Source organism: Reyranella sp. GW821-FHT14A01 (assembly GCF_058803965.1).
The window spans coordinates 50978-72411 of the sequence record NZ_JBXAPM010000020.1; the positions used below are offsets into that span (position 1 = coordinate 50978).

The 21434-nt window shown below is 66.8% G+C and carries 23 protein-coding genes; 11 read left to right on the plus strand and 12 right to left on the minus strand.

Annotated elements, in window-relative coordinates; genetic code table 11:
• Positions 1-84 precede the first annotated feature (84 nt).
• Both AC1ROX_RS28015 and AC1ROX_RS28020 read left to right on the plus strand, forming a co-directional pair.
• Positions 85-831: an SDR family NAD(P)-dependent oxidoreductase gene (locus AC1ROX_RS28015; protein ID WP_493131527.1), complete on the plus strand. Its 747-nt coding sequence runs from the start codon at positions 85-87 to the stop codon at positions 829-831.
• Positions 832-848: 17 nt separating this feature from the next.
• The gene (locus AC1ROX_RS28020; RefSeq protein ID WP_493131529.1) at positions 849-2066 is read left to right on the plus strand and encodes an MFS transporter; all 1218 of its coding nucleotides are present in this window, start codon (positions 849-851) and stop codon (positions 2064-2066) included.
• Here the strand turns inward: AC1ROX_RS28020 and AC1ROX_RS28025 are convergent.
• Positions 2053-2865: an enoyl-CoA hydratase-related protein gene (locus AC1ROX_RS28025; RefSeq protein ID WP_493131531.1), complete on the minus strand. Its 813-nt coding sequence runs from the start codon at positions 2863-2865 to the stop codon at positions 2053-2055. The two genes, AC1ROX_RS28020 and AC1ROX_RS28025, sit on opposite strands and share 14 nt — an antisense overlap.
• A 17-nt stretch (positions 2866-2882) precedes the next feature.
• Here AC1ROX_RS28025 and AC1ROX_RS28030 point away from each other — a divergent pair, with 17 nt between their 5' ends.
• Entirely contained in the window at positions 2883-3908 is a 1026-nt protein-coding gene (locus AC1ROX_RS28030) for an alpha/beta hydrolase (RefSeq protein WP_493131533.1), read from the plus strand.
• Between the two features lie 60 nt (positions 3909-3968).
• Here AC1ROX_RS28030 and AC1ROX_RS28035 read toward each other — a convergent pair whose 3' ends face one another.
• The gene (locus tag AC1ROX_RS28035; protein ID WP_493131535.1) at positions 3969-4931 is read right to left on the minus strand and encodes a Bug family tripartite tricarboxylate transporter substrate binding protein; all 963 of its coding nucleotides are present in this window, start codon (positions 4929-4931) and stop codon (positions 3969-3971) included.
• Positions 4932-5033: 102 nt separating this feature from the next.
• Here AC1ROX_RS28035 and AC1ROX_RS28040 point away from each other — a divergent pair, with 102 nt between their 5' ends.
• Both AC1ROX_RS28040 and AC1ROX_RS28045 read left to right on the plus strand, forming a co-directional pair.
• Positions 5034-5822, plus strand: coding sequence for an SDR family NAD(P)-dependent oxidoreductase (locus tag AC1ROX_RS28040; protein ID WP_493131537.1), 789 nt, complete (start codon positions 5034-5036; stop codon positions 5820-5822).
• On the plus strand, positions 5819-6193 hold the full coding sequence (locus tag AC1ROX_RS28045) for a lysozyme inhibitor LprI family protein (RefSeq protein ID WP_493131539.1): 375 nt from the start codon (positions 5819-5821) through the stop codon (positions 6191-6193). The genes AC1ROX_RS28040 and AC1ROX_RS28045 overlap by 4 nt, the downstream gene beginning before the upstream one ends.
• Positions 6194-6290: 97 nt before the next feature.
• Here AC1ROX_RS28045 and AC1ROX_RS28050 read toward each other — a convergent pair whose 3' ends face one another.
• From AC1ROX_RS28050 to AC1ROX_RS28060, 3 genes are read right to left on the minus strand one after another with little or no spacing between them, the layout of a single operon-like run.
• Positions 6291-7175, minus strand: coding sequence for a DMT family transporter (locus tag AC1ROX_RS28050; protein ID WP_493131541.1), 885 nt, complete (start codon positions 7173-7175; stop codon positions 6291-6293).
• Positions 7172-8245: an LLM class flavin-dependent oxidoreductase gene (locus tag AC1ROX_RS28055; protein WP_493131543.1), complete on the minus strand. Its 1074-nt coding sequence runs from the start codon at positions 8243-8245 to the stop codon at positions 7172-7174. Before AC1ROX_RS28055 ends, AC1ROX_RS28050 begins: the two co-directional genes overlap by 4 nt.
• 18 nt (positions 8246-8263) lie before the next feature.
• Positions 8264-9241 carry a Bug family tripartite tricarboxylate transporter substrate binding protein gene (locus tag AC1ROX_RS28060; protein WP_493131545.1) on the minus strand — a complete coding sequence of 326 codons (978 nt, stop codon included), beginning with the start codon at positions 9239-9241 and terminating at the stop codon, positions 8264-8266.
• Between the two features lie 306 nt (positions 9242-9547).
• On the opposite strand from AC1ROX_RS28060, the gene AC1ROX_RS28065 reads away from it, so the two are divergent.
• Positions 9548-11401 carry a DEAD/DEAH box helicase gene (locus AC1ROX_RS28065; RefSeq protein ID WP_493131547.1) on the plus strand — a complete coding sequence of 618 codons (1854 nt, stop codon included), beginning with the start codon at positions 9548-9550 and terminating at the stop codon, positions 11399-11401.
• On the opposite strand, the gene AC1ROX_RS28070 is transcribed toward AC1ROX_RS28065, so the two are convergent.
• Positions 11402-12331 carry a 3-hydroxyacyl-CoA dehydrogenase family protein gene (locus AC1ROX_RS28070; RefSeq protein WP_493131549.1) on the minus strand — a complete coding sequence of 310 codons (930 nt, stop codon included), beginning with the start codon at positions 12329-12331 and terminating at the stop codon, positions 11402-11404.
• Positions 12332-12417: 86 nt separating this feature from the next.
• On the opposite strand from AC1ROX_RS28070, the gene AC1ROX_RS28075 reads away from it, so the two are divergent.
• From AC1ROX_RS28075 to AC1ROX_RS28085, 3 genes are read left to right on the plus strand one after another with little or no spacing between them, the layout of a single operon-like run.
• Positions 12418-13191 (plus strand): enoyl-CoA hydratase/isomerase family protein, encoded by a 774-nt coding sequence (locus tag AC1ROX_RS28075; protein WP_493115629.1) that lies wholly within the window; start codon positions 12418-12420, stop codon positions 13189-13191.
• 18 nt (positions 13192-13209) lie between these two features.
• The gene (locus tag AC1ROX_RS28080) at positions 13210-14013 is read left to right on the plus strand and encodes an SDR family NAD(P)-dependent oxidoreductase (RefSeq protein WP_493131551.1); all 804 of its coding nucleotides are present in this window, start codon (positions 13210-13212) and stop codon (positions 14011-14013) included.
• A gap of 5 nt (positions 14014-14018) precedes the next feature.
• Entirely contained in the window at positions 14019-14423 is a 405-nt protein-coding gene (locus AC1ROX_RS28085; protein WP_493131553.1) for a DUF423 domain-containing protein, read from the plus strand.
• Positions 14424-14436: 13 nt separating this feature from the next.
• Here AC1ROX_RS28085 and AC1ROX_RS28090 read toward each other — a convergent pair whose 3' ends face one another.
• The 3 genes from AC1ROX_RS28090 to AC1ROX_RS28100 are packed head-to-tail and all read right to left on the minus strand — an operon-like array spanning position 14437 to position 15764.
• Positions 14437-14907, minus strand: coding sequence for an OmpA family protein (locus AC1ROX_RS28090; RefSeq protein WP_493131555.1), 471 nt, complete (start codon positions 14905-14907; stop codon positions 14437-14439).
• Between the two features lie 25 nt (positions 14908-14932).
• A complete protein-coding gene (locus AC1ROX_RS28095) occupies positions 14933-15415 on the minus strand; it encodes a CinA family protein (RefSeq protein WP_493131557.1) in 483 nt (160 codons plus the stop codon).
• Between the two features lie 4 nt (positions 15416-15419).
• The gene (locus AC1ROX_RS28100) at positions 15420-15764 is read right to left on the minus strand and encodes a DOPA 4,5-dioxygenase family protein (protein WP_493131559.1); all 345 of its coding nucleotides are present in this window, start codon (positions 15762-15764) and stop codon (positions 15420-15422) included.
• A gap of 86 nt (positions 15765-15850) precedes the next feature.
• On the opposite strand from AC1ROX_RS28100, the gene AC1ROX_RS28105 reads away from it, so the two are divergent.
• Both AC1ROX_RS28105 and AC1ROX_RS28110 read left to right on the plus strand, forming a co-directional pair.
• On the plus strand, positions 15851-16975 hold the full coding sequence (locus AC1ROX_RS28105) for an acyl-CoA dehydrogenase family protein (RefSeq protein WP_493131562.1): 1125 nt from the start codon (positions 15851-15853) through the stop codon (positions 16973-16975).
• 9 nt (positions 16976-16984) lie between these two features.
• Complete coding sequence (locus AC1ROX_RS28110) at positions 16985-18208, plus strand: acyl-CoA dehydrogenase family protein (protein WP_493131566.1); 1224 nt, start codon at positions 16985-16987, stop codon at positions 18206-18208.
• Between the two features lie 161 nt (positions 18209-18369).
• Here AC1ROX_RS28110 and AC1ROX_RS28115 read toward each other — a convergent pair whose 3' ends face one another.
• From AC1ROX_RS28115 to AC1ROX_RS28125, 3 genes are read right to left on the minus strand one after another with little or no spacing between them, the layout of a single operon-like run.
• Positions 18370-19338 carry a tripartite tricarboxylate transporter substrate binding protein gene (locus AC1ROX_RS28115; RefSeq protein ID WP_493131568.1) on the minus strand — a complete coding sequence of 323 codons (969 nt, stop codon included), beginning with the start codon at positions 19336-19338 and terminating at the stop codon, positions 18370-18372.
• A 38-nt stretch (positions 19339-19376) separates the two neighbouring features.
• On the minus strand, positions 19377-20876 hold the full coding sequence (locus AC1ROX_RS28120) for a tripartite tricarboxylate transporter permease (protein ID WP_493131571.1): 1500 nt from the start codon (positions 20874-20876) through the stop codon (positions 19377-19379).
• Positions 20877-20880: 4 nt separating this feature from the next.
• Positions 20881-21354 (minus strand): tripartite tricarboxylate transporter TctB family protein, encoded by a 474-nt coding sequence (locus AC1ROX_RS28125; protein ID WP_493131573.1) that lies wholly within the window; start codon positions 21352-21354, stop codon positions 20881-20883.
• Positions 21355-21434 lie beyond the last annotated feature (80 nt).

The window sequence follows — 21434 nt, forward strand, 5'->3', positions numbered from 1 at the left end:
ATAGGTAGAGCATACAAAGTCTTGGTCGTGACGCCAAGGCCGGCCGATATCTCCGCCAGCAAACATCCTCCGCTGGAGATTTCGATGACCGACCTCAGGAACAAGACCGCTCTCGTTACCGGCGCCTCGCGCGGCATCGGCCGGGCCTCCGCGCTGGCGCTCGCCAAGGCGGGTGCGCATGTCGTGGCTCATTACGGCCGGAACGCCGCCGAAGCGGACTCCTTGGTGGCGGAGATCCGCGCGGCGGGCGGCAAGGCCGATGCGGTCGGCGTCGACCTCGAGGCGGCCGATGGCGCCCATCTGCTCGCCGCCAAGGTCCGCAACGTCGTGGGCGACCGGCTGGACATCCTCGTCGCGAATGCCGGCATCTCCAGTGCTGCGCCGATCGAGGCGCTGACCGTGGCCGAGTTCGACCGGCTGTTCGCCGTCAACGTGCGTGCGCCGTACTTCCTGGTGCAGCAGCTCCTGCCGGTGCTGCACGAAGGCAGCAGCATCGTGATGGTGTCGTCGCTGGCCGCACATGCCTCGGTCGGCACGCTGTCGGCCTATGCGTCGACCAAGGGCGCGGTCGACACGCTGGTGAAGCATTTCGCCTCGGCGCTGGGCGAGCGCGGCATCCGCGTCAACGCGGTGGCGCCGGGCGTGATCGACACCGACATGTCGAACTTCGCAAGGACCGAGCAGGGCCGCACCTTCGTGTTCGGCATGCAGGCGCTGAAGCGGATCGGCCAGCCGGCCGACGTGGGCTCGGTGGTGAGCTTCCTCGCCTCCGACGAGGCGCGCTGGATCACCGGCGACACGCTGCATGTCGACGGCGGCTCGAAGCTCTGAAGCGATCGGAGAATGCCGTGACCGCCGTCCTCTGCCCCGACCTGCCGTGCCGGTCCTCTCCACCGGCGCGGCAGGCGACGCTCTTCGCGCCCGCCTTCGCCACCTTTACGGCCATGACCTTCGCCGCGAGCGGCGCCGCGCCGACGCCGCTCTACCAGCACTATCAGCAGGTCCTGTCGCTGTCGGCGCCGATGCTGACGGTAATCTTCGCCGCCTACACGATCAGCCTGCTGGCGGCGCTCCTGACAGGGGGCTCGCTGTCGGATCATGTCGGGCGGCGGCCGGTCATCGCCGGCGCCCTCGCCCTCAACATCGTGGCCATGGTCATGTTCGCCGAGGCCCAGTCGGCCGTGGCGCTGATCGCCGCGCGCGCGGTCCAGGGCTTCGCCACCGGTGTCGCGACGGCGACGCTGGGCGCGACCATTCTCGACACGGCGCGCACGCGGGGGCCGCTCCTGAACAGCATCACGGCCTTCATCGGCCTCAGCGCCGGCAGCCTGTTCGCGGGTGTGCTCGCGACCTGGGCGCCCGCGCCGGAACGGCTCGTCTATCTCGCGCTCCTGGTTCTGTCGGCCGGGGAGCTTGCGCTGCTGTTCTGGCTGCCGGAGACGGCCGCACCGCGCGCCGGTGCGCTTGCCTCGTTGCGCCCGCATGTCCGCGTGCCCGTGCCGGCGCGTCGCGCGCTGCTGCAGGTGACGCCCGTCAACACGGCATTCTGGGCGCTGGGCGGCTTCTACTTTTCGCTGATGCCGGGCCTGGTACGCGTGGCGACCGGCCTGATGCAGCCGATCATGGGCGGCGCGGTTGTGTCGGTCTTCATGCTGAGCGGCGCGATCTCGGTGCTGTCGCTGCGCGGCCTCGCCGCCAACCGCCTGCTGGGCGTTGGCATCTGCGCATTGCTGGCCGGGCTCACGATCACGCTTGCGGGCGTACACTTGCAGGCGATCGGCCCGATGATCCTCGGCACCGCCGTCTCCGGCCTGGGCTTCGGCGCGACCATCTCGGCGTCGATGCGTCTCGTGATGCCGCTGGCTGCGCCGGGCGAGCGAGCGGGATTGCTTTCGGCCTTCTATGTCGAAAGCTATCTCGCCTTCACCGTTCCGGCCGTGCTGCTGGGTTTCGCGGTGCCCGTCGTTGGCCTGCAGGCGGCGGCCTACGGCTATGGCGCGATGCTGATCGCGCTCGGCCTCGCTTCGCTCTGGACCACCAGCCGCCGGACCGTCAGCGACCCTTGAACACCGGCTTGCGCTTTTCGACGAAGGACGCCACCGCTTCCTTGTGATCGGCGGTGCGTGAGGACTGCACCAGGCGCTCGGCCTCGCGATAGTGGGCGTCCGAGTAGTTGATATGCAGGGCCTCGTCGAGATTGTCCTTCATGTGACGCAGCGCGACCCGCGGGCCTTCGGCGATCGACTTGGCGAAGGCGAAGGCCTCGTCCTGCAGCTTCGCATCCTCGACCACGCGATTGACGAGCCCGATGCGCTCGCAGCGCTCGGAATCGACCTTCTCAGAGGTGAACATCAGCTCGCGCGCCCGCATCGAGCCCACGGTGCGCGTCAGCAGCCAGGAGATGCCGTAGTCGCCGGACAGTCCGATCTTGGCGTAGCCGGTGGTGCAGAAAGCGGACTTTGCGGCGATGCGGATGTCGCAGGCCAGTGCGATGGCGAGGCCCGCGCCGGCGGCAGCGCCGGGGAGGGCGGCGATGGTCGGCTTGCGCACCGCGACCAAGGCGCCGGTGAGGTGCGTCTGCCGCCAGCGCAGGTCGGCCAGCCGCTCCTCGTAGGTCATCTGGCCGCGCGGACCGCGGCCGCCCATGCCCTTCACGTCGCCGCCGCTGCAGAAAGCGGTACCGGCGCCGGTGATCAGCAGGGCGCCCACGGTATCGTCGTCGCCGCGCGCCTTGATCTGGTTGCGCAGCGCCTCCGTGAGGTCGGGCGACATCGCGTTGCGCGCCTCGGGGCGGTTCAGCGTGATCAGCGCGACGCCGTCGCGGACGCTGCACAAGAGTTCGGTTGTGCCGGTATCGATTTCCATGTGACCTTCTCCTTGCCATGACATTCCCGGTCACCGAACACACCGTCAAGACCGCCCGCCACACGACGGGCTATCTCGCCTGCGGAGCGAAAGACGCCCCGCTGCTGATCTTCGTCCACGGCTGGCCCGAGCTGTCGCTGTCGTGGCGGCACCAGCTTCCGGCCCTCGCGGCGCTCGGCTTCCGCTGCATCGCGCCGGACATGCGCGGCTACGGCCGCTCCAGCACCTATGCGCGGCACGAGGATTTCGCGCAGGAAGAGATCGTGGCCGACATGGTCGAGCTGCTCGCGGCACTCGGTCGCGACAAGGCTGTGTGGATCGGCCACGACTGGGGCAGCCCGGTCGTGTGGAACATGGCGGCGCATCACCCCGAGAAGACGGTGGGCGTGGCGAGCCTGTGCGTGCCCTATCTCTCGAGCGGCTTCACGCTCGACACGGTCGTGCCGCTGGTCGACCGCGCGCTCTATCCCGAGGCGCAGTTCCCGGCCGGCCAGTGGGACTACCAGTTCTTCTACGAGGAGAGCTTCGACAAGGCCTGCGCGAGCTTCGACGCCAATCCGCGCAATCTCGTGAAGGCACTGTTCCGCAAGGGTGACCCGTCAAGGGTGGGCAAGCCGGCACCGACCTCGATGGTGCGCAAGGTCGGCGGCTGGTTCGGTGGCAACGCCTGTCCCGACGTGCCGCGCGATCCCGACGTGCTGACCGAGCAGGACATGGAAGCCTACGCCGCGGCGCTGACGAAGAACGGCTTCTTCGGCCCCGACTCCTGGTACATGAACCACAAGGCTAACGGCGCCTACGCCAAGCGCGCGGTCAATGGCGGCAGGCTCGCGATGCCGGTCCTCTTCCTGCACGGCGCCTACGATACGACCTGCGAGACCATGACCTCGAAGCTCGCCGAACCGATGCGCCGCGATTGCGCGGATCTCACCGAGGTCGTGGTGAACTCCGGCCACTGGATGGCGCAGGAGCAGCCCGTCACCGTGAACGCGGCGTTGGCCAAGTGGCTGGCCGCCAAGCTGCCAAGCTATTGGAGGATGTGAGATTGGTCTGGAGCTCGCTCGTCAGCGACCGACGAGCGAGCCACGGGATCTGAGTGAGTCTTACTCGGCCGAGATCTTCCCGACCTCGATCACGTTCTTCCAGCGGGCGATCTCGCCCGTCAGGAACTTGCGGAACTCCTCGCCATTGCTGGCGACGACCTCGAAGCCTACCGCCTCGAACTGCGCCTTGATGTCGGGCGCATTGGCCGAGGCGATCAGCTCGGCTTCGAGTTTCTTGCGCACGTCGGCCGGCAGGCCCTTGGGCGCGGCCGCGGCCTGCCACGAATAGACCTCGAGATCCTTCACGCCGCCTTCGGCCATGGTGGGCACGTCCGGCAAGGTCGGAGTCCGTGCGGCGCTGGTGACGCCCAGCGCCTTCAGCTTGCCCGACTTCACCTGCTGGGCGATGGCGCCGAGGTTCTGGAACGAGACGTTGGCATGGCCCGAGATCAGGTCGCTGATGGCCGGCCCGCCGCCCTTGTAGGGGACGTGGATGCCGGTCGTGCCGGTCTTCTGCAGGAACAAGGCCGCCGTCAGGTGATCGGACGAGCCCGTGCCGGACGAAGCGAACGTCACCTTGTCGGGGTTCTTCTTCAGGTACTCGACGAGCTCGGCAACCGTGTTGGCCGGAAAGCCGGGATTGGCCACCAGCACGTTGGGCGTGCGCACGGCGACGCTCAGCAGGTCGAAATCCTCCAGCGGATTGTAACGCAGGTCCTTGAACAAAGCGGGGTTGATGCCGAACACGCCGATCGAGCCCACGAGGAACGTGTAGCCGTCGGGCTTGGCTTGCTTGAGACCGGTCGCACCGATCGAGCCGTTGGCGCCGCCGCGATTGTCCACGACGACCGACTGGCCGGTGCGTTCGGCGAGCTTCTTGGTGAGCAGGCGGGCCGTCATGTCCGACGCGCCGCCGGGCGGGAAGGGGACGATGACCGTGATGGCGCGGTCGGGATATTGGGCCTGTGCCGACAGGCTTGCAAAGGCGGTCAGGACGAACGCCAGCACACTCAACGCTTTCATACTTTAACTTCTCCCTTTTGACTCGCCGGACGGGATCGCTGGCGCAAGCGCCGACCTCCCGGCTAAGGTCGCTTCAAATAGCATCTCGGATAGGGTGGGAACATGGCCGGACGGCTGCAGGGCAAAGTGGCGGTGGTGACGGGCGCGGCGCCGCGCGGCGAGGGTGTCGGCAACGGCATGGCGACGGCGCTGCTGTTCGCTAAGGAAGGCGCCAAGGTGGTTCTCGTCAATCGCAGCGCAGAACGCGCCGAGGCGCTGGCCAGGCAGATCAAGGACGAGGGCGGCGAAGCGTCGGTGTTCGCGGCCGACGTGGCGAAGGCCGACGAGGCCGAGGCGATGGCCGACTTCGCGATGAAGACATACGGCCGCCTCGACATCCTGCACAACAATGTCGGCATCGGCGGACCGGGCACGCCCGAGACGGTGACGCTCGAGACCTGGAACAAGGTGCTTGAGGCCAACCTCACGACGACGATGCTCTGCACCAAGTCGTGCCTGCCGCGCATGAAGGAAGGCGGCGGCGGCTCGATCATCATGGTCTCGTCGATCGCGGGTGCGCTTGGGCTGATGGGCAGCGCCGGCGCCGTGGCCTACGCGACGGCCAAGGCGGGGTTGCACGGCTTCACCATGTCGGTCGCGGCCGACTATGCGACCCAGAACATCCGCGCCAACTGCATCATCGTGGGTTCGGTGCACACGCCGATGGTGGCGCATCTCGGCACCGAGGCCCGCGACCGGCGCAAGAAGATGGTGCCGATGCAGGTCGAGGGCACGGCCTGGGACATCGCCCATGGCGCGGTCTATCTCGCCTCCGACGAATCGCGCTGGGTGACGGGCGTGATGCTGCCGATCGACGGCGGTCTGGTCGCGCTGCGGGCGTGGCCGCGATGATCCGGCCGCTGGTTGCGCTTCTCGTGGCGGTCGTTGCGATGCCGGCCGCGGGCATTGCGCAGAGCCAGATGGGACTCAACCAGCAGGCAGGCACGACGCTGCAGGAGGCCGACCGTCAGCTCAACGCCGTCTATACGAAGCTGCGGGCGAAACTCGGACCCGAAAGCCGCGCGCGCCTGCAGGCGGCCGAGGAAGCGTGGATCCGCTTCCGCGACAGGGAATGCGCCTTCATCGGCGGGCCGACGACCGGCGGTTCGATCAACGGGATGATCATCGCCCAGTGCCAGGCGCGCCTCACCCTCGTGCGGGTGAAGGACCTCGAAACCCAGCTTAACTGCCAGGAAGGCGATCTTTCCTGCGTCGGGAATTAAGGCCGGTCTTATTGGAGCGCGCCACTCCAGTGGCGCTCAAGCTTCGCCGATGAAGCAAGACAAGAGCGCCACTGGAGTGGCGCGCTCCAATGACGCTCTATCGGCTCGACCGTCGTTCGTGCTGCCAGGTGTAGAGGCCAGAGGCCACGATCACGGCGGCGCCGGCCAGGGTCCAGTGGTCGGGGATGTCGCCGAAGACGATGGCGCCCAGGATCGTGACGAAGACCAGCAGCGTGTAGCTGTAGGGCTGGACCGAGCCGGCCTCGGCATAATCGAGCGCCTTGATCAGCGCGTAGTGCGCCAGCGCGCCCAGCGACGCGATGGCGATCAGCAGCGCCCAGCCGGTCGCATCCGGCCAGCGCCATTGCCATGGCCCGATCAGGGTCGTGGCAGCGAAGGCCACGAAGGCCGACCAGACGAGCGTCGTATCGGGCGTATCGGTGCGCGAGCAGAGTCGGATCAGGATCTGGTAGGCGCCCCACAGGATTGCGCCGGCGACGGGAATCAGAAGCGTCCAGTCGAGCTCGCGGAAGCCCGGGCGCACGATCAAGAGCACGCCGGCAAAGCCCGCGCCGACGGCCGCCCAGCGGGCCGGTCCCGCACGCTCGCCGAGGAACAGCACGCCGAGCGCGATCACGATCAGCGGCGAGGTCGCGGCGATGGCATGCGTGTCGGCCAGCGGCAGGTAGCGGAAGGCCAGCACGAACACCGCGCTCTCGACCACCGCCAGCAGGGCGCGGCCGAACTGCAGCCATGGCCGGTTCGAGCGTGCGGCCGAGCGCAGGCCGCGGCGGCGCACCACGAACCAGGCGAACAGGCAGAAGACGGCGTAGCGCACCCACATCATCTGGCCGATCGGATAGTCGGCCACCATCCACTTGGTGATGGTATCCATGCTGGCGAAGCCCAGCATGGCGAGCATGGTGAAGACCGCGCCGCGCGAATTGTTGCTGCGGCCGATCGCGGCCGCTGGCGGCGTCATTCCGCGGCGGCGACGCGCTGCGCCGGGGGCCGGAAGGCGGGAATCACGCGCTCGGCGAAGAGCTTCAGGCTCTTCATCGTCTTCTCGCGTCCGTAATAGGGCGGGTAATGCAGCAGCAGCGAGGTCATGCCGGTGCGCGCCTGCATCTCCCGCAGCTTCGCGATCACCGTCTCGGCCGAGCCGTGCAGCAGCGTGGTGTTCAGCAGGTCGTCGTAGCTCAGCTGGTTGCCCTTCTCGGACACCGAGCCGAGATAGCCCGCCGTGCCGGTGCCGCCGAAATGCCCGATATGGCGGACGATCGCGTCCTCGGTCTCGGCGCGTGCCTGCGCATCGGTGTCGGCGATGTAGACCCAGCGCGCGATGTCGATCTGGCCGGCGGCGGGATTCTTCGCACGCTCCGCCGAGGCCTTCGCCAGCTCGCGCTTGTAGAGCGCGGTCTGCGCCGCCAGCGTCTCGATGCCCGGCAGGGTCGACAGCATCAGGCCGAAGCCGTTGCGGCCGCAGTAGCCGATCGAACGGTCGGTGCCGCCCGCCATGTAGAGCGGCGGATGCGGCATCTGCACCGGCTGCGGCAACATCTCGTAGGGCTCGGCGACGGTGCCGCTGAAATACTTGCCCTTGTGGTCGTAGCGATGACGGTGGAAGGCGTCGAACATCAGGCCGACCGCCTCCTCGACCATGTCGCGGCGGCCCTCGAAATCCTTGCCCAGGCCCACGAACTCGTAGGGGCGATAGCCCGAGCCGATGCCCAGCATGACCCGGCCGTTCGACAGGATGTCGACGAAGTTGGCGTTCTCCACGACGCGGATCGGATCGTAGAGCGGCAAGGTGATCACGCCGGACGCCAGCTTGATGCGGCTGGTCTTCGCGGCGAGATAGGCCATGTAGGCGAAGCAGTCCGGCATGATGCCGTAGCTCGTCGAGAAATGATGCTCGGCGATCCAGGCCGTGTCGAAGCCCAGCCGCTCCGCCTCGATGATCTCGTCCGTCGTGCGCGCATGCACGGCGCGATGCGGATAGGGCTCTTCCTTCGGATTGGCGTGCGAAGTGAAGAGGATGCCGAATTCCATGCGGTTTCTCCCGGAGCTTTATTCGAGTTTTATGCCGGTATCCTTCACCACCTTCGCCCAGTTTTCGACCTCGCGGGCGCGCCACGTATCGCTCTGCGCGGGCTTGTAGAGGACGGGATCGGCGCCGAGTTCCTTCAACCGTGCGGCGACTTCGGGAATCTTGGTCGTCTTCTCGATCTCGACATAGAGCCGCTCCAGCACTTCCGGCGGCGTACCCTTGGCGGCGAGGAAGCCCTGCCAGCTTCCCGTGACGAAGTCCTTGATGCCGGCGGCCTCGATCACGGTCGGAAGCTCGGGCGCCAGCTCGTTGCGCGTGGCGCTCGATACGGCGAGGCCGCGCAGCTTGCCGCTCTTCACGTGTGGCAAGGTGGCGATCATGCCGTTGAACAGCGCGTCGGCATGGCCGCCCGCGACCTGCTGGATTGCCTCGGCGCCGCCCTTCATCGGGATGAAGGTGATCTTGAGACCGAGCGAATGGGCGAACAGCGCGCCGGCGAGATGCGGCGCGCTGCCGAGGCCGGCGGTTGCATAGTTGAGCTTGTCGGGATTGGCCTTCGCGAATTCGATCAGCTCGGCCGCGGTCTTGTAGGGACGGTCCGGCGCCGAGGCGAGCAGGTGCGGCGTGTAGGCCAGCACGGTGACGGCGTTGAAATCCGTGGCCACATCGAACGGCAGCTTCATCACCGACGGCGAGATCGTGAGGTTGCCGAGATCGGTCAGCACCAAGGTGTAACCGTCGGGCGCCGACTTCGCGATCATGTCGACGGCGATGTTGCCGTTGGCGCCGGTGCGGTTCTCGACGACGACCGACTGGCCGAGCGCTGCCTGCAGGTGCGGCTGCATCAGGCGCGCCAGGATGTCGGACGTGCCGCCCGGTGCATAGGGAATGAGGATACGGATCGGCTTGTTGGGAAAGCCCTGGGCCCAGCCATTGGTCACGATCGCCGGGGCGGCCATCGTCGCGGCAGTCAGGGTGAGAAGGTGTCGGCGGCGCATGATTCGCTCCCTAAGTGTCTGTTTTGTCGATAGTTTAGGGAGCAGAGCGACTGAAAGCCAGTGGCTGGCGCGCAATCGGCTTGACTCCGCTGCGCTGCACCATCATATACGCGCCAGCCCGCAGGTACGTGGGCCTCTAAGATTTCTCGCGATCGCGCGACGCGCCCCATGGTTTGTGACGGCGCTTCATCCCGAGACAATCCCCCCAAGACAAGAGCCGTCCCAGCCGCGCGCGGGAACGGGCCTAACGCCGCCACAGATGCGCGTGCCCGTGATGGCATGCCGGGCGGCAAGTAAGGATTTTCAGTGAGTGAAGTTACGTTTGCGGACCTCGGTTTGGCCGAGCCGCTGCTGCGCGCGTTGAGTGCAGCAAACTACACCGTGCCGACGCCCATCCAGGCGCGCACGATTCCCGCCCTGCTGCAGGGCCGTGACGTGCTGGGCATCGCCCAGACCGGCACCGGCAAGACGGCGGCGTTCGCGCTGCCCGTGCTGCAGCACCTGTTCGAGAACAAGGAACGCGCCCAGCCCAAGAGCCCGCGCGCCCTCGTGCTGGCGCCGACCCGCGAGCTCGCGGTCCAGATTGCCCGCAGCTTCGACACCTACGGTCGCGGCCTCGGCCTGCGCCTGTGCACTGTCGTGGGCGGCCTGGGTTACGGCCGCCAGATCGAGACGCTGGCGCGCGGGGTCGACATCCTGATCGCCACGCCCGGCCGTCTGCTCGACCTGGTCGAGCGCGGCAACGTGAAGCTCGGACAGGTCAGCTTCTTCGTCCTCGACGAAGCCGATCGCATGTTCGACATGGGCTTCATCCGCGACGTCCGCCGCATCGCGGCCTCGGTCTCGAAGAACCGGCAGACCCTGCTGTTCTCGGCGACGATGCCGAACGACATCGCCAAGCTCTCCGCGGAAATTCTCAAGAACCCGGAGAAGGTCGAGATCGCGCCGCAGGGCCGCACCGTCGAGAAGATCGACCAGCGCGTCTACTTCGTGAACGCCGGTCTCAAGCGCACCCTGCTCAACCATCTCCTGACCGACGAGAGCCTCGAGCGGGTCATCATCTTCACGCGCACCAAGCGCGGCGCCAACCGCGTCGCCGAGGCGCTGGAAGACCGTGGCGTGCGCTCCGAGGCGATCCACGGCAACAAGTCGCAGAACGCCCGTCAGAAGGCGCTCGACAATTTCAGCCGCGGCAAGGCCCGCGTCCTGGTCGCGACCGATCTCGCCTCGCGCGGCATCGACGTGCAGGGCGTGACCCATGTCATCAACTTCGAGCTGCCGGCCGATGCCGAGAGCTACGTCCATCGCATCGGCCGCACCGCGCGCGCCGGCGCCTCGGGCATCGCGATCTCGTTCTGCGACGGTAGCGAGCGCGGCCAGCTCAAGGGCATCGAGCGCCTGACCAACCAGCGCATCCCGGTCGTCCCGACGCCAGCCAACGAGGACATGCCGCAGTTGCCGCCGCCCAAGGCGCGCGCCGAGGGCGACGATCGCGATGATCGCGACGAGCGTCCGCGCGAGGGCCGTGGTGGTCCGCGTGGCGGCGGCCGTCCCGGTGGTGGTCGTCCCGGCGGTCATCGCTCGTTCGGCGATCGCGCCAACCACGATCGTTCGCGCGGCGACCGTCCGCCGGCGCATGCCGACGGCCAGTTCCGCGGTGGCGACTTCCGCGATGCTCCGCGCGCCGAGCGTCCTCAGGGTGACCGCCCCTACGGCGATCGTCCGCACGGCGATCGCCCGCAGGGTGACCGTCCGCAGGGCGACCGTCCCTACGGTGACCGTCCGCGTGGCCCGCGCCCGCAGGGTGATCGCCCGTTCGGCGACCGTCCGCGCGGTGATCGTCCGCATGGCGACCGCCCGCATGGTGATCGTCCGCAGGGCGACCGCTTCGATCGCGCGCAAGGCGATCGGCCCCGTGGCGACCGCCCGCAGGGTGATCGTCCCCAGGGCGATCGTCCGCACGGTGACCGCCCGCGGTCGTTCGGTGATCGTTCGAACCACAATGGTGGTGGTGGCCAGTATGCGCCCCGCCCGCACGGCGACCGCCCGCAAGGCGATCGCCCCGCCGGCGATCGTCCGCAGGGCCCGCGTCCCCAGTGGAAGGGTCGCCGCTTCGGCGGTGGAGGCGGTGGTGGCCGCGGTCGAGGCCGCGCTGCCTAGTTAAAGAATTCCTTCCTCACGGAAGATTTCCAGGCATTTAGAAAGAGCGCGCTCATATCGGGCGCGCTCTTTTGCTATCGAGGCATCGTCCCAGTCGAAGAAGCCGCCCTTGGTCTTGAAGCCGATGCGGCCCTGATCGACGTTGCGCTGGAGCACCGGCGGCGGGCCGTCGGAATTGTTGAGATCGGGCCAGATGATCTTGGCGACGGCGCAGGTCGTGTCCCAGCCGGAATGCTCCTTCTGGGTGATGGGGCCGGCAGCGGCGTAGCGGAAGCCGAAGGAGAGGCGCACGGTCGCGTCGATATCCTCGGGCGAGGCGACGCCTTCCTCGATCAGCCACAGCGCCTCGCGCATCAGCGCGCCCTGGATGCGGTTTCCTAAGAAGCCGATCACGTCCTTCTTCACCTGGACGGGCCGCTTGCCCAGTTCGCTCATGATCGCGCCGACCTTCTCGGCCAGGGCCACATCGGTGTGGACGGAGCGCACGACCTCGACCAGCGGGATCAGGTGTGCGGGCATGAAGAAGTGCAGGCCCATCATGCGGTCCTGGCTCTTGAGGCCCTTGCCGATCTCGCTGATCGGGAAGCTCGACGAATTCGAGGTGAGCGGCACGCCGGGCCGGGACAGCCTCTCCAGGTCGGCGAAAATCTTCTGCTTGAGAGCGAGGTCCTCGGTCACCGTCTCGACCACGATGTCGATCTTCGCCCACGGCGCCTCCTCGAGCATCGCGTAGGTCGCGAGGCCCGACACATCGTCCGGTTTTCCCATGGCCTTGAGCGCGCGGGATGTCGCCGCAGGCAGCCCGTCGCGGGTCGAGGCGGAGCGCGACACGACGTCCACCTTCCACCCGCCACCCAGGAACATGGCGATGATTCCGACGCCCATTGTGCCTCCACCCAGCACCAGGGCGTGACGTTCGCTTTGCGGCATTCCTTGTCCTCCCGTATCGACGCGTGCCCCCTGCCGGGGCAGTATCCGGCCCACGTTAGCCGGATTTTCAACACGGGAGAAAACGTATGAGCGCCACCTTTAAGGATATCGGTGTCAGCACCGAAGGCGCGGTCGGAATCGTCGAGATTCAGCGGCCGCCGCACAACTTTTTCGACAACTCGCTGATCAATCAGATCGCCGACGCCTTCGAGGCGTTCGACCGCGACGACAAGATCCGCGCCTACGTGCTGTGCGCCCAGGGCAAGTCGTTCTGTGCCGGCGCCGATTTCGCCAACCGCCCGCAGACCGGCGCGGCCGAGAGCGGCAAGCATCTCTACAAGGAAGCCACGCGCTTGTTCCGCTCGAAGAAGCCGAGCGTCGGTGCGATCCAGGGACCGGCGATCGGTGGCGGCCTCGGCCTCGCGCTGATGCCCGACTTCCGCGTGGCCGCTCCGGAAGCGCGCTTCGCCGCCAACTTCACGCGTCTCGGTTTCCATCCGGGCTTCTCGCTCACCTTCACCCTGCCGCGCCTGATCGGCCAGCAGAAGGCGAACCTGATGTTCCTCACCGGCCGCCGCATCGGTGGCGAGCAGGCTGTCGAGTGGGGCATGGCCGATGTGCTGGCGCCGCTGGCCGACGTGCGCAAGGAAGCCATCAAGCTCGCGCAGGAGATCGCCGAGAGTGCCCCGCTCGCCGTGATGTCGACGCGTGAGACGATGCGCCGTGGCTTCGCCGACGGTGCGGAAGCGGCCACCGAGCGTGAGCTCACCGAGCAGGACTGGACGCGCAAGACCGAGGACTTCAAGGAAGGCGTCAAGTCGTACGCCGAGAAGCGCCCCGGCAACTGGAAGAACCGCTAAGCTAAAGGGAGCGTTTCCATGGCACAGGTCGCGGGCAAGGTCGCCGTCGTCACCGGCGGCGCATCAGGCATCGGTGAGGCCTGTGCCGAAACGCTGGCGCGCGAAGGCGCGTCGGTCCTGATCACCGATATCGACGACACCCTGGGCAAGGGTGTCGTCGAGCGCATCACCAAGGCGGGCGGCAAGGCCCACTATATGCGCCATGACGTGCGCGACGAGGCCGCCTGGCCCAGCGTGATCGAAGAGGCCGAGAATCGCTACGGCCGTCTCGACATCATGGTCGCCAATGCCGGCATTGGCATCATGTCGCCGATCGCGACGATGACCCTGGCCGACTGGCAGCGCCAGCAGGCCATCAACCTCGATGGCGTGTTCCTTTCCATCAAGAATTCAATCCCGGCGATGAAGCGCGCGGGGGGCGGCTCGATCGTGTTGATGTCGTCGGTGGCCGGCCTGCGCGGCGCGCCGGGGCTCGCGGCCTATTCGGCGACCAAGGGCGGCGTGCGGCTGCTGGCCAAGTCGGTGGCGCTGGAGCACGCAGCCGACAATATCCGCTGCAACTCCGTTCACCCCGGCATCATCGCCACGCCGATCTGGGAGAAGATCCCGACCGGCGCCGAGGGCAATCGTCGTAATGCCCCGATCGATCCGCGCGAGCGCGCCGCCGTTTCGGTGCCGCTGCCGCGTGTCGGCGAGGCGCAGGACATCGCCAACGGCGTGCTGTTCCTGTGCACCGATGCCGGCAACTACATCACCGGCCAGGAGCTGGTGATCGACGGCGGCATGACCGCCGGCGGCCGGCCGACGCGGCCGTTGCAATAACGTCGATGGGCAGTGCCTCGGCCCGGGGCTGGATCGTCGCCGCCGCCCTGAGCGGCGCGATTGCCGTCATGGTCGGCGCCTTCGCCGCCCACGGCCTCGATCTGCGCACCGAAGCCGGACTGAAGGCGCGGGACTGGCTGCAGACCGGCAGCCACTACGAGATCTTTCACGCGCTCGCGATGCTGGGCGTCTGTGCCCTGGCCGGCGCCAAGCTGCTGAACGCCCGGCTGGCCGTTTTCGCCCAATGGTGCTTCCTCATCGGCAGCATCCTATTTCCGGGCGCGCTCTACTCTCTGTCGTTCGGCGGCCCGCGATGGTTCGGCGCCGTGGCGCCGATCGGTGGCCTTGCCTTCATGGCAGGTTGGGTCTTTCTGGCGGCCGCTGCGTTGAGGAAGTCCAACGCCGACTGATCGCAGCTTGAAATCAATCGCGAGAAGAGCCGGAGTCAAAAGCCTCGGGTGGGCAAGACTTCCCGCATACGCGCTCGAGTTCGATCTCTACACGACGGTTTTGAGGTTCAGAGACACCCGGCGGGGTACGGACCAACAACGCATTGTCTCCTCGTGAGTGCACGGAGATTCGAGACGCCGGAACGCCCAGTTCCATAAGCGTCGCCTTGACGGCTTCCGCGCGCTCTAACGAAACGTCTTTTTCTTCTGTGTCGCAATGTCCGTACAGAGTAATCGGACCATCGAAACGGCTACTAGCGGCGGGAATGAGGTTCTGTTTCATTATTTGAATGAACGCCTCGTCAACTATCGCCGAGTTTGCCTTGAAGAACACCGCGTACCACGCGAAGTCGGGAGGGGGGAGCGAAGCCAGCGATGGCCAAGAAATGCTCAACGCGAAGACAAGCGCGCCCAGATAAGTCCTCCAAGCCACGCCCTTCTGCACAACTCTCTCTCCCGGTGGTCGCACGCTAGGAAAGCTGCTCGTCCAGCAGCTTGAGCGCTTCGGCGGCGAAGGCGCGCATGTTGGCGACGCGGTCGTCCGAGCCGGTGCGCAAAGTGCGCGCGACGCTGCCCTTGGGGCCGACGACCGCGACGCAGGTATGACCCGCCGGATCGCCATAGGAATTGCCGGTCGGGCCTGACGCGCCGGTCTCGGCGAGACCCCAGGTCGTCTTGAGGCGCCCGCGGACATGTTCGGCCGCCAGCAACGCCCACGGCTCGGACGAGGAGCGGACGCCGGCGCGCTTCTCGCGCGGCACCGCGAGGAAGGCATCGCCCGCCGGTCGCGTGTAGACCACGGCACCACCCATGAAGTAGGCCGAGGCGCCGGGGACGGCCAGCAGTGCGGCGGAGATCAGGCCGCCGGCCGACGATTCCGAGATGGCGACCGTTTCCTTGCGGGCCTTCAGTTTTTCGCCGACGCGCTTGGCGAGCGGGAGCAGGGAGTCCATCGGGTCAATCCTTCTTCGTGAAAATGTCGAGGACCAGCGGCACCTGCTGGCCCATCCAGATCGCGCGGTCGCGATGATCTTCCAGATCGTGCCCGGTGTTGGGATGAATGAACACCGTAAGATCGCCGCGGTTCAAGGTCAGCCACGACATGAAGGGCAGGAACTGCTCGTTCTTCAATCCGACCTGGTAGCTGAAGCGCGGATGCGGTCCGACCGGCTTCTCGTGGAAGCGCCCCATCTCGATGGCGAAGCTCTTCTCGATGCGCTCGCGCAGCGCCCACGCCGCATCGCGTGACGCTTCGTCGAAGTAGACGTGGGCATGCCAGTCCTTGATTTGGTCAGTGTTCATGACGTTTCACCATATCGTTGCACAACCCGCCTGACGGAACCTAGAACCGTTCCCCGAGCCGAGCTTGCTTGCTAGGGTCGGGCATCATGAACTTCGATTTCTCCGACGACCAGAAGCTGCTCAAGGAGCAGGTTCGCAAGTTCCTCGCCGACAAGTGCCCCACCAAAGTGGTGCGGCGCGTGCTCGACGGCGACGAAACCCATGCAGATGATGTCTGGAAGGGGCTCGTCGATCTCGGCGTGCCGGCCCTTGGCATTCCCGAGGAGTATGGCGGCATGGGCCTGTCGCCGCTGGAAGTCTGCGTCGTCGCCGAGGAGATCGGCCGTGCCGCAGCACCAGTGCCGTTCGACACCTCGGTCGTGCTGGCGACCGAAGTGCTGAAGCTCGCGGGCTCAGACGCACAGAAGAAGAAATGGCTGTCCGACCTCGCGTCGGGCAAGGCGATCGGCACGCTGGCCATCGCCGAGGGCGCGCAGCCGCCGAAGCCGCGGAACATCCGCACCATGTTCGGTGGTGGCCATCTCAACGGCAAGAAGCTGCCGGTGACCGACGGCGAGGCCGCGACGTTTGCCATCGCGCTCGCCAACACCGGCGGCACGGGCGATCGCGCCGTGTCGCTGGTGCTGGTCGACCTCACGCAGAAGGCTGTTGCGAAGAAGCGCATCGAGACGATCGATCCGGCGCGCAAGCATGCCGAACTCACTTTCAGCGATGCCTCGGCCGAGTTGCTGGGCGCCGAAGGCGAAGGCTGGAGCCTGCTCGAAAGGCTCTACGATGCGGCGGCGGTCTACTTCGCCTTCGCGCAGGTGGGTGGTGCCGAGGCGGCGATGTGGATGGCGCGCGACTATGCGCTGCAGCGCAACGCCTTCGGCCGCGCCATCGGCTCCTACCAGGCGATCAAGCACAAGCTGGCGGACTGCTACGTGAAGCTCGAGCTGGCGCGCTCCAACGCCTATTACGGCGCGATGATGCTGACCGAGGGCGGCGCCGACCTGCCGCTGGCGGCTGCAGCGGCGCGCATCGCGGCGACGGAGGCCTACGACTTCGCGGCCAAGGAGAACATCCAGACCCATGGCGGCATCGGCTTCACGTGGGAAGCCGACACGCAGTTCCACTACCGCCGCTCGCGCCTGATGGCGCTGTCGATCGGCGGTCCGATGGCCTGGAAGGACAAGCTGGTGACGCGTCTCGAACAGAAGAACGCGGCCTAGGAGGGAACGATGGATTTCAACGACACTCCCGAAGAAGCCGCCTTCCGCAAGGAAGTGCGCACCTGGCTCGACGCCAACGCCACGCGCAAGAGCGACGACAAGCAGAGTTTCCGCGCGCGCAACGACGATCCCGAGCTGCTGACGAAAGCCAAGGAGTGGCAGGACAAGAAGGCGACGGCCGGCTATGCCCGCCTCACCTGGCCGAAGGAATTCGGCGGCCGCGGCGCCTCGCCGATCCTGCAGGTGATCTACCAGCAGGAGGAGGCGAACTATCTGGTGCCGCTGGGCTTCTTCGACATCGGCCTCGGCATGTGCATCCCGACCATGATGGCCTATGCCAAGCCCGAGCAGTTGCAGCGTTACGTGAAGCCGGCGCTGCACGGAAAGGAAGTCTGGTGCCAGCTCTTCTCCGAGCCCGCCGCCGGCTCCGACGTGGCCGGCATCCGCACCAAGGCTGAGCGCGACGGAGACGACTGGATCATCAACGGCCAGAAGGTCTGGACCTCGGGCGCGCACTATTGCGACTTCGGCATCGTGATCACGCGTACCGATCCGAATGTGCCCAAGCATGCCGGCCTCACCATGTTCTTCCTCGACATGAAGAGCCCCGGCGTCGAAGTCCGTCCGATCAAGCAGATGTCGGGCGGCGCCAACTTCAACGAGGTGTTCTTCACCAACGTTCGAATTCCCGACAGCCAGCGCCTGGGCAAGGTGGGCGAGGGCTGGAAGGCCGCGCTCACGACCTTGATGAACGAACGCCTCGCCGTCGGCCTGCCCTCGGGCGGCCTCGACATCGACGAGCTGATGGAACTGGCGCGCGAGACCGAGCTGGAAGATGGTGCCGCGATCCGCAACCAGCAGGTCCGCTCGAAGATCGCCGACTGGTATGTCCAGCAGCAGGGTCTGAAGCTCACGCGCTACCGCACGCTGACGGCGCTCTCCAAGGGCCAGACGCCGGGACCGGAATCCTCGATCATCAAGATCGTGGCGGCACCCAAGATGCAGGACATGGGGGCCTTCGCCATGGAGCTGATGGGCCATGCCGGCATCATGAAGGAGGACGTGCCCTTCGCGGCCGGCTTCCAGGCGCAATGGATCGGCGGCGCGGGGTTCCGCATCGCCGGCGGTACGGATGAGATCCTGCGGAACATCGTGGCGGAGCGGGTGTTGGGATTGCCGGCCGACATTCGGGTCGACAAAGACATCCCATTTAACCAGCTCGGGAAGAAGTAGGTCCCTCATTTCCTCCCCTTCGCGGATGCCGCGAAGGGGAGGTGCCCTCGTCATACGAGGGCGGAGGGGTCAGAGCCGCAGGAAGAATTCTTATCTATTCTGCGCGGTGTGGGCTCTCGCGCTTGATTACAAGCGCTGACGCCCACCGCTCTCAAACAACGTTAACGTTGTTTGAGAGCCCATTCCGTATACTTCTTCGCCTGCGCCTGAGTATCCGCGTAATACTTCGCATACTCCGCCCCGACCATCGGCTTCAATGCAAGCCCGACCGCGTCCATCTTCTGCAGCATCTCCGGCGAGTTGATCGCCTTCAGGAAGGCGGCCTCGATCACCTTCACGACGTCGGCCGGCGTGCCCTTGGGGGCGCCGACGCCGCGCGTCGAGGAGGAGATGATCGTCGGCATGCCCAGCTCCTTGGTGCAGGGCACGTTGGGCAGGAACTTCGAGCGTTCGCTGTCGGTGACGGCGAGGCCGCGCACCTCGCCCGACTGCACGCGCTTGAAGACGCCGCCGACATTGTCGAAGGCGCAGTCGACATGGCCGCCCAGCACGCCGGTGATCTGCTGCGCACCGCCGTCGAAATGGACGATGCGGAATTCACACTTGGCGATCTCCTGGACCATCAGGATGGCGAGATGGTCGTCGCTCAGGATGCCGGTGGTGCAGGCGCTGATCTTGCCGGGCGCCTTGCGGGCCGCATCCGTCAGGTCGGCCAGCGTCTTGTAGGGGCTGTCGCCCTTGACCCAGATCAGGCCGGGATCGAGCACCTGGTTCACGATGGGAATGAAGCTGTCGACGTTGAACGCGGCCTTGCGCTCGGGATCGAGAATGATGGTGTTGACCGCCGGCAGGTTGAGGAAGCCCAGCGTGTAGCCGTCGGGCCGGGCGCGGGCCACTTCGGTGAAGCCGATCTGGCCCCCGGCGCCGGCCTTGTTGACCACGGTGATCGTCTGGCCGAGGTCCTTCTCGGCGGCCGCCGCGAGGATGCGGGCGCCGACGTCGGTGCTGCCGCCCGCGGGAAAGGCGACGATCATCTGGACCGCACGGCGCGGATAGTTCTGCGCAAGGGCCGGGCTGGCGACGGTGGCGGCCGCCGTGGCGGCGAGCAGGGTGCGGCGACGAATGAGCATTTCTTATTCCTCCCTTTGTTTGACGACTGGAACGCGCGTTACTCGATGTCGCTCTCCCTGAGCGGCGCCAGCGAGCGCGGCTTGAACAGCAGGAAGCCGACCACGATCACCGGAATGGCGAGCAGGGCGAGGGCCACCGGACGGTCGAGGAAGATGGCGAAGCTGCCGCCCGAGATCTCGAGCGTCGTTCGCAGCGACTTCTCCATCATCGGACCCAGGATCAGCGCCAGGATCGCCGGCGCTATGGGAAAGTCGAGCTTGCGCAGCAGGTAGCCCAGGATGCCGAAGCCCAGCATGACCCAGACGTCGAACAGGCTCTGCTTCAGCCCGTAGGCGCCGATCACGCAGAAGATCAGCACGCCCGCGCACATGTAGCTGAACGGGATCTTCAGCAGCTTGGCCCACAGGCCGACCAGCGGCAGGTTGAGGATCAGCAGCAGCGCATTGCCCACGAAGAAGCTGGCGATCACCGTCCACACCAGCTCCGGCTGCTCCTTGAACAGGAAGGGCCCCGGCGTGATGCCGTTCACGATGAAGGCGCCCATCAGCACCGCGATGGTGGGCGAGCTGGGGATGCCCAGCGCCAGCAGCGGCACCATCGAGGCGTTGGCATAGGCATTGTTGGCGGTCTCGGCGGAGGCCACGCCTTCGATCGCACCCTTGCCGAAGCGCTCGGGCGTCTTGGAGACACGCTTTTCCAAAACATAGGCCATGAAGGTCGGCACGATGGCGCCGACGCCGGGGATGAGCCCCAGGACGAAGCCCACGACCGTGCCGCGGCCGATCGCACCCACCGACTGTCGGCACTCCGCGCCCGTCGGCATCCAGCTCTTGAGCTCGGCCTCGACCATGTGGGTCTGGCGCTTCTCGGCGGCCAGCAGGAGCTCGGCGACGCCGAACAGGCCCATGACCACGGGCACGAAGCCGATGCCGTCGTAGAGTTCCTCGACGCCGAAGGTGAAGCGCGGGGCGCCGCGCACCGGATCGACGCCGATCATGGCGAACAGGAGCCCGATCACCGTCATGAGCAGGGCCGCCAGCATGTTGTTGCCCGCGAGGCCGACGACGAGGCAAAGGCCGGCCACCATGAGGGCGAAGAACTCCGCCGGCCCGAACTTCAGGGCCAGCGAGGCGAGCGGCATGGCGACGGCGACCAGCGCCACGGTGGCCAGGGTGCCGCCGACGAAGGAGCCGATCGCGGCGATGCCCAGCGCGGAGCCGGCGCGGCCCTGCTTCGCCATCTGGTGCCCGTCGATGCAGGTCACGACCGAGGCGGCTTCGCCCGGCACGTTGATCAGCACGGACGTGATGGTGCCGCCGTACATGGCGCCGTAGTAGATGGCGCACAGCATGATGATGGCGCCGGTGGCGTCGAGGCTGAAGGTGAGCGGGATCAGGATCGCCGTGCCCGCAGCCGGCCCCAGGCCGGGCAGCACGCCGATCAGGGTGCCCAGCATGCAGCCCACGAAGGCGTAGAGGAGATAGCCGGGCGTCAGCGCCGCCGCGAAGCCCTGGAGCAGGTGGCCGAGGGCTTCCATGCGCCTATATCCCGAACTGACCGGTCGGCAGGAGAACGTCCAGCCACGTGGTGAAGACGTAGTAGACGCCGAAGCTGCCGAGCACGGCGAAGACGGCGATGAGCCACCAGCGACGCTCGCCCAGCGCGATCACGAGGGCGGCGTTGAAGACCAGCATGGCGAGGCGAAAGCCGACGAATTCCATGGCGACGGTGACGGCCGCCAGTAATCCTATGATGGCGAAGCAGCGCAGGGCGCCCCAGCCGTGCGGTAGGATGCGGACCTCTTCGGTCGATGCGTCGGCGGCCGGTTGCGGCTCGCGCCAGATCGACACGAGCAGGGCGAGCGAGAGCACGATCCCGATCAGCGCCAGCCAGAACGGAAAGAAGCCCGGGCCGGGGCCCAGGCGGTCGGTCAGCGACAGCAACAAGGATTGCCAGAGTGCAAACAGGCAAAAGGCCAGCATCGCACCCGTCGCGATCAGCCGTCCCTGGCGCATGCCTGGCGGCCCTCCCTAGTTTTCTTTTCTTGTTCTCGCAGGCAGCATAGCCGCAAACAGCACGGGCGCAACACGCGACC

Coding starts and splice junctions, on each gene's coding strand:
- AC1ROX_RS28015 (WP_493131527.1), top strand. CDS start 85: ATGACCGACCTCAGGAACAAGACCGCTCTCGTTACCGGCGCCTCGCGC.
- AC1ROX_RS28025 (WP_493131531.1), bottom strand. CDS start 2,865: ATGGAAATCGATACCGGCACAACCGAACTCTTGTGCAGCGTCCGCGAC.
- AC1ROX_RS28030 (WP_493131533.1), top strand. CDS start 2,883: ATGACATTCCCGGTCACCGAACACACCGTCAAGACCGCCCGCCACACG.
- AC1ROX_RS28035 (WP_493131535.1), bottom strand. CDS start 4,931: ATGAAAGCGTTGAGTGTGCTGGCGTTCGTCCTGACCGCCTTTGCAAGC.
- AC1ROX_RS28040 (WP_493131537.1), top strand. CDS start 5,034: ATGGCCGGACGGCTGCAGGGCAAAGTGGCGGTGGTGACGGGCGCGGCG.
- AC1ROX_RS28045 (WP_493131539.1), top strand. CDS start 5,819: ATGATCCGGCCGCTGGTTGCGCTTCTCGTGGCGGTCGTTGCGATGCCG.
- AC1ROX_RS28050 (WP_493131541.1), bottom strand. CDS start 7,175: ATGACGCCGCCAGCGGCCGCGATCGGCCGCAGCAACAATTCGCGCGGC.
- AC1ROX_RS28055 (WP_493131543.1), bottom strand. CDS start 8,245: ATGGAATTCGGCATCCTCTTCACTTCGCACGCCAATCCGAAGGAAGAG.
- AC1ROX_RS28060 (WP_493131545.1), bottom strand. CDS start 9,241: ATGCGCCGCCGACACCTTCTCACCCTGACTGCCGCGACGATGGCCGCC.
- AC1ROX_RS28070 (WP_493131549.1), bottom strand. CDS start 12,331: ATGCCGCAAAGCGAACGTCACGCCCTGGTGCTGGGTGGAGGCACAATG.
- AC1ROX_RS28075 (WP_493115629.1), top strand. CDS start 12,418: ATGAGCGCCACCTTTAAGGATATCGGTGTCAGCACCGAAGGCGCGGTC.
- AC1ROX_RS28080 (WP_493131551.1), top strand. CDS start 13,210: ATGGCACAGGTCGCGGGCAAGGTCGCCGTCGTCACCGGCGGCGCATCA.
- AC1ROX_RS28085 (WP_493131553.1), top strand. CDS start 14,019: ATGGGCAGTGCCTCGGCCCGGGGCTGGATCGTCGCCGCCGCCCTGAGC.
- AC1ROX_RS28095 (WP_493131557.1), bottom strand. CDS start 15,415: ATGGACTCCCTGCTCCCGCTCGCCAAGCGCGTCGGCGAAAAACTGAAG.
- AC1ROX_RS28100 (WP_493131559.1), bottom strand. CDS start 15,764: ATGAACACTGACCAAATCAAGGACTGGCATGCCCACGTCTACTTCGAC.
- AC1ROX_RS28105 (WP_493131562.1), top strand. CDS start 15,851: ATGAACTTCGATTTCTCCGACGACCAGAAGCTGCTCAAGGAGCAGGTT.
- AC1ROX_RS28110 (WP_493131566.1), top strand. CDS start 16,985: ATGGATTTCAACGACACTCCCGAAGAAGCCGCCTTCCGCAAGGAAGTG.
- AC1ROX_RS28115 (WP_493131568.1), bottom strand. CDS start 19,338: ATGCTCATTCGTCGCCGCACCCTGCTCGCCGCCACGGCGGCCGCCACC.
- AC1ROX_RS28120 (WP_493131571.1), bottom strand. CDS start 20,876: ATGGAAGCCCTCGGCCACCTGCTCCAGGGCTTCGCGGCGGCGCTGACG.
- AC1ROX_RS28125 (WP_493131573.1), bottom strand. CDS start 21,354: ATGCGCCAGGGACGGCTGATCGCGACGGGTGCGATGCTGGCCTTTTGC.